The organism is Pseudomonas inefficax, assembly GCF_900277125.1.
Taxonomy (GTDB): domain Bacteria; phylum Pseudomonadota; class Gammaproteobacteria; order Pseudomonadales; family Pseudomonadaceae; genus Aquipseudomonas; species Aquipseudomonas inefficax.
Genome location: NZ_OPYN01000070.1, coordinates 272,270 through 289,674 on the forward strand (window position 1 = coordinate 272,270; position 17,405 = coordinate 289,674).

General features: G+C 63.4%; 9 protein-coding genes and 1 pseudogene. 9 read left to right on the plus strand and 1 reads right to left on the minus strand.

The features are described 5' to 3' along the window. Positions 1-48 precede the first annotated feature (48 nt). The 9 genes from JV551A3_RS08935 to JV551A3_RS08975 all read left to right on the plus strand — a co-directional run bounded on the left by JV551A3_RS08935 (position 49) and on the right by JV551A3_RS08975 (position 16,925). Positions 49-912, plus strand: a complete 864-nt coding sequence (locus JV551A3_RS08935) for a LysR substrate-binding domain-containing protein (RefSeq protein WP_133970952.1) — start codon at positions 49-51, stop codon at positions 910-912. A gap of 54 nt (positions 913-966) precedes the next feature. Beyond that, entirely contained in the window at positions 967-1,986 is a 1,020-nt protein-coding gene (locus JV551A3_RS08940; protein ID WP_133970953.1) for an AraC family transcriptional regulator, read from the plus strand. 99 nt (positions 1,987-2,085) lie between these two features. Further along, entirely contained in the window at positions 2,086-6,573 is a 4,488-nt protein-coding gene (locus JV551A3_RS08945) for an NEL-type E3 ubiquitin ligase domain-containing protein (RefSeq protein ID WP_133970955.1), read from the plus strand. A 304-nt stretch (positions 6,574-6,877) separates the two neighbouring features. After that, positions 6,878-11,248 carry an NEL-type E3 ubiquitin ligase domain-containing protein gene (locus tag JV551A3_RS08950; RefSeq protein ID WP_166674234.1) on the plus strand — a complete coding sequence of 1,457 codons (4,371 nt, stop codon included), beginning with the start codon at positions 6,878-6,880 and terminating at the stop codon, positions 11,246-11,248. Positions 11,249-11,369: 121 nt separating this feature from the next. Then, entirely contained in the window at positions 11,370-13,016 is a 1,647-nt protein-coding gene (locus JV551A3_RS08955; protein ID WP_133970957.1) for an acyl-CoA synthetase, read from the plus strand. A 13-nt stretch (positions 13,017-13,029) separates the two neighbouring features. Continuing rightward, complete coding sequence (locus tag JV551A3_RS08960) at positions 13,030-13,797, plus strand: SDR family NAD(P)-dependent oxidoreductase (protein WP_133970958.1); 768 nt, start codon at positions 13,030-13,032, stop codon at positions 13,795-13,797. 11 nt (positions 13,798-13,808) lie between these two features. Further along, complete coding sequence (locus JV551A3_RS08965) at positions 13,809-15,002, plus strand: acetyl-CoA C-acyltransferase (RefSeq protein WP_133970960.1); 1,194 nt, start codon at positions 13,809-13,811, stop codon at positions 15,000-15,002. A gap of 8 nt (positions 15,003-15,010) precedes the next feature. After that, entirely contained in the window at positions 15,011-16,138 is a 1,128-nt protein-coding gene (locus JV551A3_RS08970; RefSeq protein WP_133970961.1) for an acyl-CoA dehydrogenase, read from the plus strand. A 13-nt stretch (positions 16,139-16,151) separates the two neighbouring features. Further along, positions 16,152-16,925, plus strand: a complete 774-nt coding sequence (locus tag JV551A3_RS08975) for an enoyl-CoA hydratase (RefSeq protein WP_050704987.1) — start codon at positions 16,152-16,154, stop codon at positions 16,923-16,925. A gap of 277 nt (positions 16,926-17,202) precedes the next feature. On the opposite strand, the pseudogene JV551A3_RS08985 reads toward JV551A3_RS08975, so the two are convergent. Further along, positions 17,203-17,405: pseudogene (locus tag JV551A3_RS08985) on the minus strand (IS481 family transposase); the annotation flags it as partial.

Consider the following 17,405-nt stretch of genomic DNA (forward strand, 5'->3'; position numbering starts at 1 on the left):
CAGTCAAATTGCTCGCAGATAATTCGAGCATTAGCCAGGCCTATGTCCATGAACCTGTTCCAGTTGCGTGCTTTCGACGCGGTAGCCCGTGAAGGCAGTTTTACCCGCGCCGCCGCACGTCTGTTCATCAGCCAGCCAGCGGTGACCGGTCACATCAAGGCGCTGGAGGAGCATTATCAGATTACCTTGCTGCGGCGCACGGCCCGCCGGGTGGAGCTGACGGAAGAGGGCACCCGCCTGGCAGCCATCACGCGGGCCATGTTCAGCCTCGCCGACGAAGCGCAAGCCATGCTCGAAGCCAACCGGCAACTACTGACCGGGCGGCTGGAAGTGGCCGCCGACGGCCCGCATCGGGTCATGCCGATGCTGGCGATACTCCGCGAGCGCTACCCGGGTATCACCGTCAACCTGCGGCTGGGCAATGCCCAGGAAACCCTGGCCGCGTTGCTCGGTGAACATGCCGATGTCGCCGTGCTGACCGAGATCGAACCGCGCAAGGGCTTGCATTTGCAGAGCCTATGCCAGTCACGCCTGTGTGCCTTGCTGCCAGCGGGGCATGCCTGGGCGGCGGAGCAGGGCGACCTGCCGCTGACAGCACTTCATCAGCAGATCATGGTACTGCGTGAGCCCAGTTCCACTACCCGCCGCACGTTCGACAAGGCTTGCCTGGCGGCGACGGTTCAGCCGCGCGTGCTGCTGGAGCTGGACAGCCGCGAAGCGGTCACCGAGGCCGTGGCAGCGGAGCTTGGCATTGGCGTGGTTTCGTCCACCGAGGTCGCCAGTGATCCGCGGGTGGTCGCCCGGCCGCTGGGCGGGCAGGGGCTGGTCAACCAGCACCTGGTCGGCTGCCTCGAGCGGCGCCGCGAACTGCGCCTGATCCAGGCTTTTCTGGGGCTGGCGGCAACACTCTGATGGCGGTTGCCCAAGGTGCCCGTAACTACCGAGATCAAGCCGACAGGACGGCCGATGAGCGAAAAAGACACCATCTCCATGCACCTGGTGCGTGAGGCACTTTTACAAACCTGCCCGGCCGGCGAGCCCGACAGGGGTTTGCTGGCGCGCGCCGGTATCGACGCCGACCAGTTGCACCAGCCGGATGCGCGCGTTGGGGCGCAGGCCTATGCCCGGCTCTGGCGCCTGTTGGCGCGGCGTTGCAACGATGAGTTTTTTGCCATGGACCCGCGCGGCTTGCGCAATGGCAGCCTGGCGTTCATGTGCCGGGCCAGCATGGCGCAACCTACCCTCGGCGCCGGCCTGGAAACGGCCCTGGCCTTTTTGTCATTGATGCTGCAAGACCTGCAACCGGCGCTGGTGCGTCAGCAGGGCCTGGCCGAGATCGTGATCAACGAACCCCGCGACCAACCCCGCCGGGCGTTTACCTATTTCACCTTCTGGATGATCGTGCATGGCGTTGCGTGCTGGTTGGCTGGGCGACGCATTCCGATACTGGCCATCGACCTGCGTTGCAGCGCGCCGCCGTTCTGCGAAGACTATCGCGTGATGTTCTCGGACAACCTGCACTTCGAGCGGCCCTTGACCCGGCTGGTGATGGCGGCAGACGGCCTCGACCAGCCGCTGCGCCGTACCGAAGAAGAGCTGCAGCGCTTTCTTGCCGAAGCGCCGGGCAATATCCTGGTGAAATACCGTGACCCAGCCAGCCTGGGCCTGCGTATCCGTAGCGATCTATTGGGCCTGGACCCTGGCCGTTGGCCCGACAGCGACAGCCTGGCAAGGCGTCTGTGCTTGTCACCTTCCACCTTGCGCCGCCGCCTGGCTGAAGAAGGGCAGTCTTATCAAGGCCTTAAAGACAGCGTCCGGCGCGAGCTCGCCATTGCCTGGTTGAGCCAGCCACAGCCAGGCATGGTTGAAATTGCCGAACGCCTAGGGTTTGCCGATAGTAGCTCGTTCTACAAGGCATTTCGCAAATGGTTTGGCTGCAACCCAGGGCAATATCGCGAGCAGACCCAGGCCCGCGGCAGGCGCTGAACAGGCGTGAAAGGCAAGCGGGTGAGGCAGTTCCCCCTGACCGGCAGGGCGCTTCGATGAAAGATTGTGCGTCCCTTTCCGCCGATCAGAGCACAGCCCATGCGCCAGTTTGCCGCCGTTTCGCAAAAACCCCTCGCATACACCGTGAAGGATGAGCAGCAGGCCACTGACCGTTTCATCCAGCAGCGCTTGCCAGACTGGCTAAAAAAAGCCTCCGTGGCGCAAATCAGCGAACTACGCCGCTTGCTCGACGCGCACAAGGCCAGCCAGAAGCGAGTGAAGGATGCGACGCAAGCGGTCGCTCCAGTGCAGCAGTTTGCCGCAACCCAGCTTGCCCGGGCCCTGAGCCCGTTTCTGCCAGCGGGCAAATCCCTGCAAAAGCTGCAGTGGCGAGACAAGGAAGTGGAACTGCTGGGTGTCTCGCTGCCGCACCTGCAATACACCTACAAGGAAGGCCCTGCCTTGTTGCGCCTGATGCAGAACTTCGCAGAAGGCGCCACCCCGCTGGATGGCAGTGGCCTTTACGATCCTGTCACGCAAACGCTGGTGTCCGAGGATATCGATTCGCTCGTGGCTGCCTGCCGAAGCCTGGATGCGGGTGGCAGGTATCAAACCTTGCTCACCGACAACTTCAGAAAGCACCGGGCGGTACTGGTCGGTGACAAGCTCGCGGCGCTGCGGCTTGCCGCGCAGGTCGCGCTCTTGCGCGGGCAGATCGACGCGACGGAGAAAGCAGCGTTGGATGTCTGCTTCACGCCCAGTGCCGAGCCAACGCACAATCCCGCCGCTGCATTGATCGCATACCCTGGCTTGCTGAGCATGCTCGGCTACACCGTGCACGAGGCGCTGTACATCCAGTTGCGCGGCCACGATGACAGTGATCAAGGGGTAATCCTGTACCTGGCAGATGGCTCCGATCATCCGTTGCGCCGCTATGACTCCAAACTGGCTCTTGAGGAGGCGTTGGTCGGGCAGCTATCGACAGCGGAGCCCCTCGCCGCATTCAGCCAGCGCATAGCCCTGCGCGAGCGCAAGCCGTTTCTTGATCAATTGGCATTGCGCCTGGCAGATGCTGAACCCGATCTCGAAGTGGAAGGCGAGGCGGGGCATGGCGCCATTGGCGAGCGTTGGGTCGCGGCGCTGATCGATCGGGCCAAGGATGATGCGCGGCTGCTTTTGGTGCCCACCGCTGATGCCGACGCCAAGGCCAGTCAGGAGCGCCTGGCGACTTGGAGTTCGGCCGGTTGGAACCTGGCCAACCTCGCCGGGTTCTTCATTCCACTGGTGGGGGCAGCATTGCTGGCCGACTTGCTGCGCCAGGTTTGTTCCCATACCTACGAAGGGATGGCCGACTGGGCCGAGGGGCATGACCACGAGGCACTTGAACATTTGCTTGGCGTTGCGCAGATTGCTGCGGGCGTAGCCATCACCACTGGCGCGGTGGCGGGCGCCGGGGCTGTGGTGCGGCTGTTACAGCGCAGTGCATTCGTCGACGACCTGGTGCCGGTCAGCCTTGAAGGTGGTGGCGCGCGTCTCTGGCAAAATGATCTGACGGCCTATGCCTGTGATCTGGAGCAAAATGCGGTACTCGATGAGCGAGGCCTCTATAGCACCGGTCAGCGGCACTGGCTACGCATCGCTGATGATTACTATGAGGTGCACCAGCCGCACACGGGTGGCGGCTGGCGCTTGCGTCATCCGCTTCGCAGTGAAGCCTACGGGCCTGCAGTCAATTTCAACGGGGAGTGCTTTTGGCACTTGCCGCAGGAGCGCCTGGCAGCTTGGAACGATCCAGCGCAGATGCTCAACCGGCTGTGGCCGCAGGCACAGCCACTGGACCCTGAGCGTGCCCAGGCAATATTGCAAGTAGCAGGCAGTGACCTGGACGAGCTGCGCGGCATCGTTCTCGATAACCGCGCCTTGCCAGCCAACCTGCGTGATACCTTGCGCCGCTTCGCGGCGGATCAGCGCATCGAGACGTTTTTTGCCGCGCTCGGCGCCGCCAAGGCTGCGGCGGATCCAGCACTGATCCAGTACTGCCGGCGACGTCCGCAATTTGCCGGGGTCGACGACGCCGCCCTGGCTGCTGCGGTTGTCGAACAGAGCTCGACATTGCGTGTGGAGCTGTTTGCCCACCTAGTCCAGGAAGCGACCACGGAGGACCGCGTTGCGGGTGTAGTCATGCGTGACTTTGCCGGGTTGCCTTTGGGCTATGCCCTGGAGCTGGCGTATTCGGTTTCTGGCGAAGAGCGGCAGCAGATCGAGCTGTTGCAGCGGCTACCGCTGCCGGTCGCCAAAAAAGCCCGCGCGTTGCTGCAGCTGGCCAGGCTGAGCCGGGCTCAACAAGGTCTGCTGCTGCGCAACGCTTATAGCGACGAAAGCGGTGAACTGCTGGTGCAACTGTTGCCACGCCTGGCCAACTGGTCTTTCCGGCAGCGGCTGGAGCTGCGCGCAAAAAGCGCATCGGGCCGCCTGATCGCGATCCTCAACTCACAAGCGCCCGCAGAGGCCGGGGTAGTACTGGTGCGCGCCGAGGGGCAGTTCAAGCTGTATGACCATCTTGGCGCGTCGCTCGATACTGAAGTGGATGCACCTGACGACATCTTCGCGGTGGTTGTCGCCCTGCTGTCACCCGAACAGCAAAGCCGGTTGATGCTTGACCCCGCGAATCCGGCCAACGCGCTGCGTCGATTGATTATCAAGGCGATACCGGCGACACGTGCGCAGTTGCTCAGGCGGCTCGGCTGGCGAGAGCAGCCAGGTTGGTTCAACCCCGGGCAGCGCTTGCCTGACGGGCGAGTGGGTTACCCTCTGGGCGGTCGGCAGTCAACCGAACAGGGCTACGTGGGCCAGCTGCGCGCGCGACTCAGAAGCCTTTACCATGGCGCCAGTGAAGCAGACATCGATGAGCATCTTGACAGGATAATCCGCAGCGACAATCCGTTCGCAGCGATGCTTGCCGAGGAAGACAATTTTCGCCTGCTCAACCACCGTCTGGGCGTATGGGTTTCATATGCCAGGGGCAACGAGGCGGGAGCGCGGCGGTTGTTTGCAGCCCGGTTACGTCAGGCTTGGCGCCGGCAATTGCCCTTCGACACGATGCATGCCGAACTGGGGGGGCGGATTCTTGACCTGAGCGGCTTTCAGGTCAGCAGCCTGCCGGAACTGGCAGAGGCCCTCGACTTCCATTTCGTGACCACGCTGGTGATGATCAATACGCCGCTGGTCGTGGAGCCTAACGAGTTCTTCAGCTGCTTCAGAGAAGTGCGCAGGCTGAATTTTTCCAGAAACCACCTGCGCCGGGTGCCCGCCGGCCTGCGGCATATGGTCAACCTGGAAAACTTGCAGCTGTCTTATAACCGCATCCAGTGGAGCGAACTGGGTAGCGAAACCTTGAGCGGGTTACAGCATCTGTCCGTGCTGGACCTGAGCGCCAATCCGCTTCATCGCCTGACGCTGCGCTTCAACCCGGAACCGCAGCTGCAAGCCTTGCATCTACGCCATTGCAGTCTGGTGGAATGGCCTGCTGGGCTTGAACAATGCGCCATGCTCACAATTGTGGATTTGCGCTGTAACCAGATCCCCGAGGTGCCTCAGGCGATCATGCAGATGCCGTATGAGTTTCGTATGGCTTTTCACGTGCAAAACAATGCGATCTCCGCACGCCAGCTGGCCGGATTGCACGCTCCGCCGGCGCATGCGGCGCATCCAGAGGCCGCCCCAATGGCGCAAGTCCCGGCTCGGCAGCTGTGGTTGGGCGAGGCTGCCACCCAGGTGCAGAGCGATCGTTGGGACCGAGTGTTCGGCGTGGCGGGCCGTGCGCGTGTAATGCATATCTTGCAGGCGCTGCAGAACACCAAGGACTACCAGAGGCACCGAGCCGACCTGACACTGCAGGTGTGGGGGCTGCTCGAGGCAATGGATGAAGATGCCGAGCTTGCAGGCCGGGTAACAGCTATCGCTGAAGACATGACCACCTGCGCCGACAGCATTGCCGAGCGCTTCAGCGAAATGCATCTGCAGGCGCTGATAGCTCAGACGAACCGAGCCACCGACGTCCAGCAGGATGGCTTGCTGCAGCTGGGGCTTGGCTTGTTTCGGCTGGAAAGGCTGCAACGGTTCGTACGCATGGACATCGCCACGCGCGAGAGCCTGCGCCAACTGGTGGACCCGATAGAGGTCAAGCTCGCCTACAGCGTGGCATTGGCGCAGGAAATGGGCTTGCCAGGGCAACCCTCATCGATCAGGTACGGCGATCTGGCCAACGTTACCCCAGCTCAGTTGGAGGCAGCGCGTGCATTCGTCCGCGAGGGCGAGACCGTAGAGGCGCAAGCCGAGTTTCTGGCGTTGCAACCGTTCTGGAGCGGCTGGGTGGAAAGCGAGAATCAGCAGCGCTTCGAGGAAGTCGACACGCACTATGCGGAGCAGGCAAACGCATTGTCCGCTCAGACGGAGCAGGGCGCCGGCGCGCAGGCACCTCAGGCTGAATGGGATGAGCTTGAATACAGGCGGACCTCGGACCGCTACAGGTTGGTTGTGGAATTTACCAAGGAAATATTGCAAGCCAGGCCTGACCACGGCGCCTGATCACCTTGCTATCGGTCGCGCAGGAGGGTGAAATTCGTATCTCGCCCAGGACGCTTGCCCGAGGAGGTTGCTGCCCAGAGGCAAGCGTTCCTGCTGTCTGTACCGAGGCAGGCTGATCATGGTGATGGCCCTTCAACCAGACAGGGCTCCGCCTATGTGTCCCGCAAAGGCGCTCCGCGCCTCCTCTTACCCTGGCAATGGCTTCATTGCCAGTCATTTGCCCGAGTGGCTTGCCAAAGCCAGCGCGCAACAAGTCAGGCGCTTGCATGACTGTGTGACTGCGCATCTGCAAAGCCAGAAGCAGATGGCCCGTTATAGCGGCCAGTTGCAGCCGCTTGGGGAATTCGCGAAAGGCCTGCTTCAACCAGCCATTGCAAGCCGCCTGGGGCAGGTGATCGAGCTGGATACCGCCGTCTGGCGAGAAGCGCGCATTCATGTCAGCCAGCGGCCATTCGAGCCCATTCCGGGTTTGCTTCCGCCAGACTTCGAAACCCGTTTCGTCCAGCAGCCGTTGCTGCAAAAACTGCTGCAAAATTTTACTGCAGGCGAGTCTTTCGCCAACCAGACCGCGGTGCTCGGGCCACAGGCTGCGGGCCAGCAAGCGCCCGTCATATTGACCGACCGAATCGATGACTTGGTCGCCGTCTGCCGGGAAGTCGATGTCGGGGCCGCTTACCAGGCGCATCTTGCCCAGGTACTGAGCCCGGCATTCGTCGATGCGCTGGCGCAAGACAAACGCCAGGAGCTGGCACTCGCCATCGAGCTGGCCTGCCTGAAAGGGCAGCTCAACAGTGCCGATGGCATGGCGTTAAGCTTGATTTGCCAAGACAAGCCAGCCCTCCATGCCGAGGGGCTGGTCTTTGACACCGGGGCGTTAAAGGTTCTGGGAAAACGGGTCGATGGCGCCCTGGCCTTCGAGTTGCGCGAGCCGATCCGGCGGCAGAGTGATTTCCCGGTGGGGCTGCCTGACCGTCTCAAAGGCGTGATCATTTACCTGCCCGGCGCGGCGTCAGCGTCGTTACGTCGTTTTGCGGATTGGGGCGCCGTCAACCAAGCTCTGGCCCATGAGCTGGCGCAAGTGGCATTTCAGCGTGCTTTGCTGCAGCGCATCGCTTTGCATGATCAGGCGGGTTTCCAGGCCTTGTTGGCTGTGCGCTTGAGTGATGCCCAGCCAGACTTGCAGCCTGGCCGGTCGAAAACCGATGGTAAGTGGTTCATCGATATGGCCCGCTGGCAGGCGCGCCGTATCAAGAACGACGCGATGTTCCTGGCGGTTCCTTCGGCTCGCGTGGATAGCCGAGCGGCTGCGGCGCGCCTGACCGCACTGAAAAACGCCGGCATCGGGCTGCTGACCCTGGCCGGTTTGTTCGTGCCTGTGGTGGGCACCCTGCTGTTGGCTGACATGGCCAGGCAAGTGTTGGGGCATGTGTACGAAGGCGTCAGCGACTGGTCCCAAGGTCACCAGCACGAAGCCTTGCAGCATTTGCTGGAGGTGGCTGGCGCGGTTGCAACGCTTGGGGTGGCGTCCGTGGCGGCCTACACGGCGCGTAGCGTTTTTGTCGAGACGCTCGAACCCGTTATCACTGAGCAGGGGCAGGAAAAACTCTGGTTGTCCGATCTGGCGCCGTATGGACAAGCAGGCCCTGATGTTGAGATGACTGAACGCCACGACGGGCTGTTCAGCGGTGCCGGTGAATTATGGTGGCACAACGATGGGAAATTTTACGGCGTGTATCAGGACAGCAAGGGCGCGTGGCGCTTGCTGCACCCGGATGGCCCGCAAGCATTCGGCCCGCTGCTGCGCACTAATGGCGAACGCGGCTGGTGGCTGAGCCTGGACCGGCCACAGCAATGGCAAGGGAGTGCGTACTTGCTCACACGCCTGTGGCCGGCGGCCAGAACCCTGTCAGCCGAGCAGGTGGCGCAGATACTGCTGGTTGCGGGCACAGACGAGGCGGGGTTGCGTCGGCTGGCGGTCGAATCCCGACCGTTACCGGTGACGCTGCGCGACACCCTCGAGCGGTTCGCGGTGCATACTCGGAATCAAGCCTTTTTTGACGGTTCGGCTGAAGGCGCGGCCTTTGCCGATCGGCTCAACTGGTGTAGCCAGAAGCTGGGTGTGCCAGTGGATGCTGCGAGCGACCAGGCCGGCCAGCTACGCCCTGCCATGCTGGATCATTTTGCTGAGCGATACCTGCGCGAAGAGCCGTTGTGGCCGTTGTTCGCTCGCCATTTCCCGCAACTGCCCAAAGCCTATGCGTCGGATATCCTCAGAACGGCCACCAGCGAAATGCGAGCAAGCATGCAGAGCAGTTCGCGCCTGCCGCTGGTATTGGCTCAACAGGCGCGGCTGCAGCAGCAGCGTGCTCGGCTGACCCGCCTGCGCGAGGCATTGTGTTTGCGTGACAGCTACAGCCATGATGCCGTGAGCTTGGTATTTCGTCTGTTGCAACGTCAGGGGCTCGCTGCCGACCAGGCCGACCTGGTGCTGCATGAGCGCTCGTCCAGCAGCCCGGTACTCGAGCGCTTGCTGCCGGCATTTGGCAAGCCGCCGCAAAGGCTGCACATGGTCTGGTCAGCGGGGCGCTTCGAGCTGTATGACGACGCTGGCAGGCGCAGCGACCTGGATGTCGCGCAGCCGCAAGGCTTGTTCGAAGTGCTCGCGGCCTGCCTTTCCCCTGCCTACTGCCGTCGGCTGGGCTGGCTGGGTGACGATGCGCCGCAGCGCATCCGCGCGCAGATACAGGCCTGGCTGCCATCTGAACCCAAGGAACAGCTGGCCTTGTTAGGCTGGCGTGAAGCCAGGCCGCTTGGAGCCACCTTCCAGCGGCTCGGCGATGGCCGCGCCGGCTACCCGCTCGGCCCGGTGCTGTCGTGCCTGGACTCGCCTGAGTGCGTGTTACGCCGCAGGATCCTCGCGCTTTATCCGAGCTTGAATGAAGTGCAGGCCGAGCATTACATCGATCTGCTTTACCAGCACAGCGCGTCACCGTTCAGCTCGGTACTGCGGCTGGAGCTGGAATACGATCAGCTGTCCCAGCGCCTCAATGCCTGGGCGCGGCATGCCAATAGACATGTGCGTGATCATCGCCTGCAAGCCAGCATCGAATTTCAGCGGGCGTGGCGAATGGAGACCTTCCGTTTGGCTGCCCGGCCGCAGGGCGGCAGGCAGGCAAACGTTTCTCTGATCTCCATTCCTCTGGGCGAGCTGCCCGAATTGCCCGCCGGCACGGATTTTGGCCACATCGACCAGTTGGTGTTGGTCAACCTGCGCCTGCCGGCGTTGCCTGCGGATTTCCTGTCGTTTTTCCCCAATGTGCAGGTACTCAACCTTGCCTACAACGATCTGCATGCTCTGCCTGCCGGCTTGGAGAACCTTGGCCAGCTGCGCGAGCTGAACCTTGCCGGTAATCAGATTCGCCTGGACGAGGACCAGGCGGCGGTGCTGGCTGGCCTCGGCGAACTGCGCAGCCTCGAGCTCAGCGATAACCCGTTGGGCGCGGTGACCCTGCAGATGGGAGCTCTACATAGCCTGGAAACCCTGAGCCTGCGCCGCGTTGGCCTGACGGCAATGCCCGAAGGGCTAGAGCTTTGTGAACAGCTGACCTATGTCGACATGCGTAACAACCAGATCACCGACCTGCCGCAAGCACTCATCGATTCGCCAGTGCCGCGGCGCCAGCTGCTTATCCTGTCTGGCAACCCATTGTCGGAGCAAGTGATGGACCAACTGCGCAACCCTGCGCACCCCGGCCAGCCGACGCTGGTCGAGCTGGAGCCCGTCGTATCGAAGAACACCTGGCTGGGCACGCTCGATGACAACCAGCGTCAAGCCCATGAAGCGCTGTGGGATGCGCTGCGCGTCGAAGCGGACAGCGATGCATTTTTCGGGCTGCTCGACGAATTGGTGGAAAGCGCCGATTTCAGGGCAGCGCCGCAGGAGACCGGGCGAAGGGTATGGAGGGTGGTGGCAGCAGCCAAGGGCGATGCCCGGGTGCGCAGGGACCTGTTCGACTTGGCGGCCGACCCGCGCACTTGTGCCGACAGCGTAGCGCATTGTTTCAGTCAGTTGGAGGTGGGTATGCATGTGGCCGAGTTCACCCACAACGGTGAACCCGGGGCAACTGCCAAGGAACGCTTGATGCTCGCTCGGCGCCTGTTCCGCTTGAACCAGGTCGAAAAGCTCGCCCGCGCGAACATGGACGCAAGGTATGCAGATGGCCGCTGGGAGCAAGGTGAGCACGACGAGGAGGAGGTGGAGGTCAGCCTGGCTTATCGGGTGGGGCTGGCGCAGCGTCTCAATCTGCTCGGTCAGCCCACCAGCACGTATTTCGCGCACATGGTCGAGGTTAGCCCGGCAGACCTGGACGCGGCCTATGTTTCGGTGCTTACAGCTGAAGCCAGCGAGGAGCGACCTGCATTCATCAGCAAGCTCGGGTTCTGGATCAAGTCCTTGCGGGCACTTTATCCATCGCTCTACAGCGCGGTCGAGGACGACTTTCTCGAACAATGGCAGGCTGTGGAAGCACAAGGGCAGGCGCAGCGCAGTGCTGCCGCCGCGCTGGGTGACCCTGGCTATCTGCAGCAGGCGCGAAACCTTCAGCAAGCCCGCGCACGGGCGCTTGCCGCGCTGAACTTGCGCCTGACCAGAGAAGCGCTGGCGCGGCCGGTCTGACGCTCCCAAACGGCCAAACCGGTCATCCATATTGACAGCTTTGGCCATTGTCGCCTCGCCCGGGCAGCGCGAATATCGTCGAACCGATGGTTAACAAAAACAACAAACCAGGAGTTCGACGATGCGCGACTACGCTCAGGCCGCTCGTACGTTTGACCATGACCAGGCTGTTGCGGCGGCGCTGCAGGGTAGCCTCGAAGCCCTCAATGCCTGTGTCGAATGCTGCGACCGCCACGCCGGTACTGGCAAGCTGGCGCTGGTCTGGGAAGACCGTGATGGCAACAGCGCACGATACAGCTTCGATCAGCTCAAGGACCAGGCGGCGCGGTTCGCCACGGTGCTCAGGGAGCATGGCGTAGGCGCCGGAGACCGGGTCGCCGGCCTGATGCCGCGTACCCCGGAGCTGCTGGTCACCATCCTCGCCACCTGGCGTCTCGGGGCGGTGTACCAGCCACTGTTCACCGCGTTCGGCCCCAAGGCCATCGAACATCGCCTTGAGCAGTCCCACGCCCGCGTGGTCGTCACCGACAGCCACAACCGCGCCAAGCTGGACGATGTGCGCGCCTGCCCGACCATCATCACCGTCAATGCCCGCAGTGGCGAGCTGGACTTCCAGCAGTGCCTAAATAATGCCGCAGACCAATGCGAGCCGGTCATGCGCTCGGGCAACGACCCGTTCCTGCTGATGTTCACCTCAGGTACCACCGGCCCGGCCAAACCGCTGGAAGTGCCGCTGCGTGCCATCGTCGCGTTCCAGGGCTACATGCGCGATGCCATCGACCTGCGCCCCGAGGACAACTTCTGGAACCTGGCCGACCCGGGCTGGGCCTATGGCCTGTATTACGCGGTCACCGGCCCGCTGTCGCTGGGCCATGCCACCACCTTCTACGATGGCCCTTTCAGTGTTGAAAGTTGCGCGCGGGTGATCGACAAGCTGGGCATCACCAACCTGGCCGGCTCGCCCACCGCTTACCGCCTGCTGATTGCCGCCGGGGCGGATTTTTCGACACCGATCAAGGGCCGCCTGCGGGTGGTCAGCAGTGCCGGCGAACCGCTCAACCCGGAAGTGATCCGCTGGTTCGCCGACGAACTGGGCGTGACCATCCATGACCACTACGGGCAGACCGAACTGGGCATGGTGCTGTGCAACCACCATGGCCTGCAGCACCCGGTACACCTCGGCTCGGCCGGCTTCGCCATCCCCGGCCACCGCATCGTGGTACTGGGCGAGCAGGGCAACGAGCTGCCTGCCGGCCAGCCGGGCATCCTCGCGGTCGACCGCGAGCAGTCGCCGCTGTGCTGGTTCGCGGGCTACCACGGCCTGCCGACCAAAGCCTTCGTCGGCAAGTACTACCTTAGCGGCGACACCGTCGAGCTGAACCAGGACGGCAGCATCAGCTTTGTCGGCCGCAGCGACGATGTGATCACCACCTCCGGCTACCGGGTCGGCCCGTTCGACGTGGAAAGCGCACTGATCGAGCACCCGGCGGTGATCGAAGCGGCGGTGATTGGCAAACCGGACCCGGAGCGCACCGAGCTGATCAAGGCTTTCGTGGTATTGGCCAGCGGTTACCAGGGCAGCGCCGAGCTGGAAGAGACTTTGCGCCAGCATGTGCGCCAGCGCCTGTACGCCCATGCCTACCCAAGGGAAATCGAATTCGTCAGCGAGCTGCCCAAGACCCCGAGCGGCAAGCTGCAACGCTTCATCCTGCGCAACCAGGAAGTCGCCAAACAACAAGCGCAACAGGCCACCCCTGCCAGCGCCTGAAAGGAAACCGATCATGCAAATAGCCAACAAACACTTCATCGTCAGCGGCGCCGCCTCCGGGCTGGGTGCTGCCACCGCACAGATGCTGGTCGAGGCCGGCGCCAAGGTCATGCTGGTCGACCTCAATGCCCAGGCCGTCGAGGCCAAGGCACGCGAACTGGGTGACAATGCCCGCTTCGCGGTGGCCGACATCAGCGACGAGCAGGCCGCCCAGGCGGCAGTGGATGCGGCTGTCAGCGCCTTTGGCTGCCTGCACGGGCTGGTCAACTGTGCCGGTATCGTCGGTGCCGAAAAAGTGCTGGGCAAGCAGGGCCCGCATGGCCTGGCCAGCTTTGCCAAGGTCATCAATGTCAACCTGATCGGCAGCTTCAACCTGCTGCGCCTGGCTGCCGCAGCCATGGCCGAAGGGGCTGCCGATGAAGGGGGCGAGCGCGGGGTGATCATCAACACCGCCTCCATCGCCGCCTATGACGGGCAGATCGGCCAGGCCGCCTACGCGGCTTCCAAAGGCGCCATCGCCAGCCTGACCCTGCCGGCCGCCCGCGAGCTGGCGCGCTTCGGCATCCGTGTGATGACCATCGCCCCGGGCATCTTCGAAACGCCGATGATGGCCGGCATGACCGAGGAAGTGCGCGCCTCGCTGGCTGCCGGCGTGCCATTCCCGCCGCGCCTGGGCCGCCCGCAGGAATATGCCGCGCTGGCCCGCCACATCATCGAGAACAGCATGCTCAACGGCGAGGTGATCCGCCTCGACGGTGCACTGCGCATGGCTGCCAAGTAAGGAGAGCGAACATGACCCTCGCCAATGACCCGATCGTTATCGTAAGCGCCGTGCGCACGCCCATGGGCGGCCTGCAGGGCGACCTCAAGAGCCTGACCGCGCCGCAGCTGGGCAGCGCCGCCATCCGTGGTGCCGTGGAGCGCGCCGGCATTGATGCTGCCAGTGTCGAGCAGGTGCTGTTCGGCTGCGTGCTGCCGGCCGGCCAGGGCCAGGCGCCGGCGCGTCAGGCCGCGCTGGGCGCCGGGCTGGACAAGCACACCACCTGCACCACGCTGAACAAGATGTGCGGTTCGGGCATGCAGGCGGCAATCATGGCCCATGACCTGCTGCTGGCCGGCACCGCTGATGTGGTGGTGGCCGGTGGCATGGAAAGCATGACCAACGCGCCCTACCTGCTGGAAAAGGCCCGTGGCGGCTACCGCATGGGCCACGGCAGGATCCTCGACCACATGTTCATGGACGGCCTGGAAGACGCCTACGACAAAGGCCGCCTGATGGGCACCTTTGCCGAAGACTGCGCCCAGGCCAATGCCTTCAGCCGCGAAGCCCAGGACCAGTTCGCCATCGCCTCGCTGACCCGCGCCCAGGACGCTATCAAAAGCGGTCGCTTTGCTGCCGAGATCGTGCCTGTCGAGGTCACCGAGGGCAAAGAGAAACGCGTCATCAAGGACGACGAACAACCGCCCAAGGCACGCCTGGACAAGATCCCGCAGCTCAAGCCGGCCTTCCGCGAAGGCGGCACGGTGACCGCCGCCAACTCCAGCTCGATTTCCGACGGCGCTGCGGCGCTGGTGCTGATGCGCCGCTCCGAAGCCGACAAGCGCGGCCTCAAGCCGCTGGCGGTGATCCACGGCCATGCCGCCTTTGCCGACACTCCGGCACTGTTCCCGACCGCGCCGATCGGTGCCATCGACAAACTGATGAAACGCACCGGCTGGAACCTGGCCGAGGTCGACCTGTTCGAGATCAACGAGGCCTTCGCCGTGGTCACCCTGGCGGCCATGAAGCACCTCGACCTGCCGCACGACAAGGTCAATATCCATGGCGGCGCCTGCGCCCTCGGCCACCCGATCGGCGCTTCCGGCGCGCGCATCCTGGTGACCCTGCTGTCGGCCCTGCGCCAGAACAACCTGCGCCGTGGTGTGGCGGCCATCTGCATTGGCGGCGGCGAGGCCACGGCCATGGCTGTCGAATGCCTGTACTGAGGTGAACCATGCTGGTAACTGACGAGCAACAACAAATCGCCGACGCGGTTCGCGCCTTTGCTCAGGAGCGCCTGAAGCCGTTTGCCGAACAATGGGACAAGGAACACCGCTTCCCGAAGGAGGCCATCGAGGAGATGGCCGAGCTGGGCCTGTTCGGCATGCTGGTGCCGGAGCAGTGGGGTGGCAGCGACACCGGCTACGTGGCCTATGCCATGGCCCTGGAGGAAATCGCCGCGGGTGACGGCGCCTGCTCGACCATCATGAGCGTGCACAACTCGGTGGGCTGTGTGCCGATCCTGCGCTTTGGCAGCGAGCAGCAGAAAGAGCAGTTCCTCACCCCGCTGGCCAGCGGCGCGATGCTCGGTGCTTTCGCCCTGACCGAACCACAGGCCGGCTCTGACGCCAGCAGCCTGAAGACCCGTGCACGTCTGGATGGCGACCACTACGTGCTCAATGGCAGCAAGCAGTTCATCACCTCCGGGCAGAATGCCGGGGTGGTGATCGTGTTCGCCGTGACCGACCCGGACGCTGGCAAGCGCGGCATCAGCGCTTTCATTGTGCCCACCGATTCGCCGGGCTACCAGGTGGCGCGGGTCGAGGACAAGCTCGGCCAGCACGCCTCCGACACCTGCCAGATCGTATTCGACAATGTGCGCGTGCCGATGGCCAACCGCCTGGGGGCCGAAGGCGAGGGCTACAAGATCGCCCTGGCCAACCTCGAAGGCGGCCGTATCGGCATCGCCTCGCAGGCGGTGGGCATGGCCCGCGCGGCGTTCGAAGTGGCGCGTGACTACGCCAATGAGCGGCAGAGCTTTGGCAAGGCACTGATCGAGCATCAGGCGGTGGCCTTCCGCCTGGCCGACATGGCGACGAAGATTGCCGTGGCCCGGCAGATGGTGCTGCACGCCGCCGCGCTGCGCGATGCCGGGCGCCCGGCGCTGGTTGAAGCGTCGATGGCCAAGCTGTTTGCCTCGGAAATGGCCGAAAAGGTCTGTTCGGACGCCTTGCAGACACTGGGCGGTTATGGCTATCTGAGTGACTTCCCGCTGGAGCGCATCTACCGCGACGTTCGGGTTTGCCAGATCTACGAAGGCACCAGCGACATTCAGCGCATGGTCATTGCGCGCAATCTTTGAAGGAGCAGACTGCATGGCATTCGAAACCATCCTGTTGGACATCCACGGCAAGGTTGGCCTGATCACCCTCAACCGCCCGCAGGCGCTGAACGCGCTGAACGCGCAGATCGTAGGCGAGATCAACCAGGCGCTGGACCAGCTCGAGCGCGACCCGAACATCGGCTGCGTGGTGCTGACCGGTTCCGCCAAGGCCTTTGCCGCTGGTGCCGACATCAAGGAAATGGCCGAGCTGCAATACCCGCAAATCTATGTTGACGACCTGTTCAGCGATGCCGACCGCATTGCCAACCGGCGCAAGCCGATAATTGCCGCGGTGTCCGGTTTTGCCTTGGGCGGTGGCTGCGAGTTGGCGATGATGTGTGACTTCATCCTGGCGGCGGACAACGCCAAGTTTGGTCAGCCGGAGATCAACCTGGGCGTGCTGCCGGGGATGGGCGGCACCCAGCGCCTGACCCGCGCGGTGGGCAAGGCCAAGGCCATGGAATTGTGCCTGACCGGTCGCCTGATGGGGGCTGAGGAAGCTGAGCGTGCCGGGCTGGTGGCGCGCATCGTACCGCAGGCGGAGCTGGTGGAAGAGGCGTTGAAGGTGGCCGCGACCATCGCCAGCAAGTCGATTCCGGTGAGCATGATGGTCAAGGAGAGCGTCAACCGTGCGTTCGAAGTCACCCTTAGCGAGGGTGTGCGCTTCGAGCGGCGGGTGTTCCATGCGGCGTTTGCTACCGAAGATCAGAAAGAGGGTATGGCTGCGTTCATTGCCAAGCGCGAGGCGCAGTTCAAGGATCGTTGATTGGAATCGGCATTGCCGTTGCCGTTGCTTTTGCTTTTGCTTCTAAGCGCACGGTAGCTCAGGCGCCGCCGATTGCGACTTCAGGAGGCCGAGCGAAGGGACTGCGGAGGGAGGTGACGGGCATGGATGCCCGTCAAGCGCTGAGGCCCCATGGATGGGGCCTGCAGCGCGTACTCCCGGGAGCAGGCCCGTAGCGAGGGAACCCCGGAGCGCAGCGGAGGGGCCGGATGATAGGAGCCATGTACGGGTCACCCACATGGGTTACATAAAAGTTCACTCACATAGGTGACACTTTCAGCGTCACATAGCCATCAATGGCATCACGTACATCGCTCCTACCGAGGACGATTGGACCAAAAATAACCTCCCAGAGCCCGTCTCCAATTTGCTCCAGCCCAATGGGCTGATGCTTCAGCACGTAACCGACAAATATCCTCAAACCACGGCGGCTGACGATGCCGCAACCGTCAATTGGCAAGC

Excerpts from the sequence above, each read along its gene's own strand:
- JV551A3_RS08955 (WP_133970957.1), top strand. The coding sequence starts at position 11,370 with ATGCGCGACTACGCTCAGGCCGCTCGTACGTTTGACCATGACCAGGCT.
- JV551A3_RS08945 (WP_133970955.1), top strand. The coding sequence starts at position 2,086 with ATGCGCCAGTTTGCCGCCGTTTCGCAAAAACCCCTCGCATACACCGTG.
- JV551A3_RS08965 (WP_133970960.1), top strand. The coding sequence starts at position 13,809 with ATGACCCTCGCCAATGACCCGATCGTTATCGTAAGCGCCGTGCGCACG.
- JV551A3_RS08960 (WP_133970958.1), top strand. The coding sequence starts at position 13,030 with ATGCAAATAGCCAACAAACACTTCATCGTCAGCGGCGCCGCCTCCGGG.
- JV551A3_RS08940 (WP_133970953.1), top strand. The coding sequence starts at position 967 with ATGAGCGAAAAAGACACCATCTCCATGCACCTGGTGCGTGAGGCACTT.
- JV551A3_RS08975 (WP_050704987.1), top strand. The coding sequence starts at position 16,152 with ATGGCATTCGAAACCATCCTGTTGGACATCCACGGCAAGGTTGGCCTG.
- JV551A3_RS08950 (WP_166674234.1), top strand. The coding sequence starts at position 6,878 with ATGGCCCGTTATAGCGGCCAGTTGCAGCCGCTTGGGGAATTCGCGAAA.
- JV551A3_RS08935 (WP_133970952.1), top strand. The coding sequence starts at position 49 with ATGAACCTGTTCCAGTTGCGTGCTTTCGACGCGGTAGCCCGTGAAGGC.
- JV551A3_RS08970 (WP_133970961.1), top strand. The coding sequence starts at position 15,011 with ATGCTGGTAACTGACGAGCAACAACAAATCGCCGACGCGGTTCGCGCC.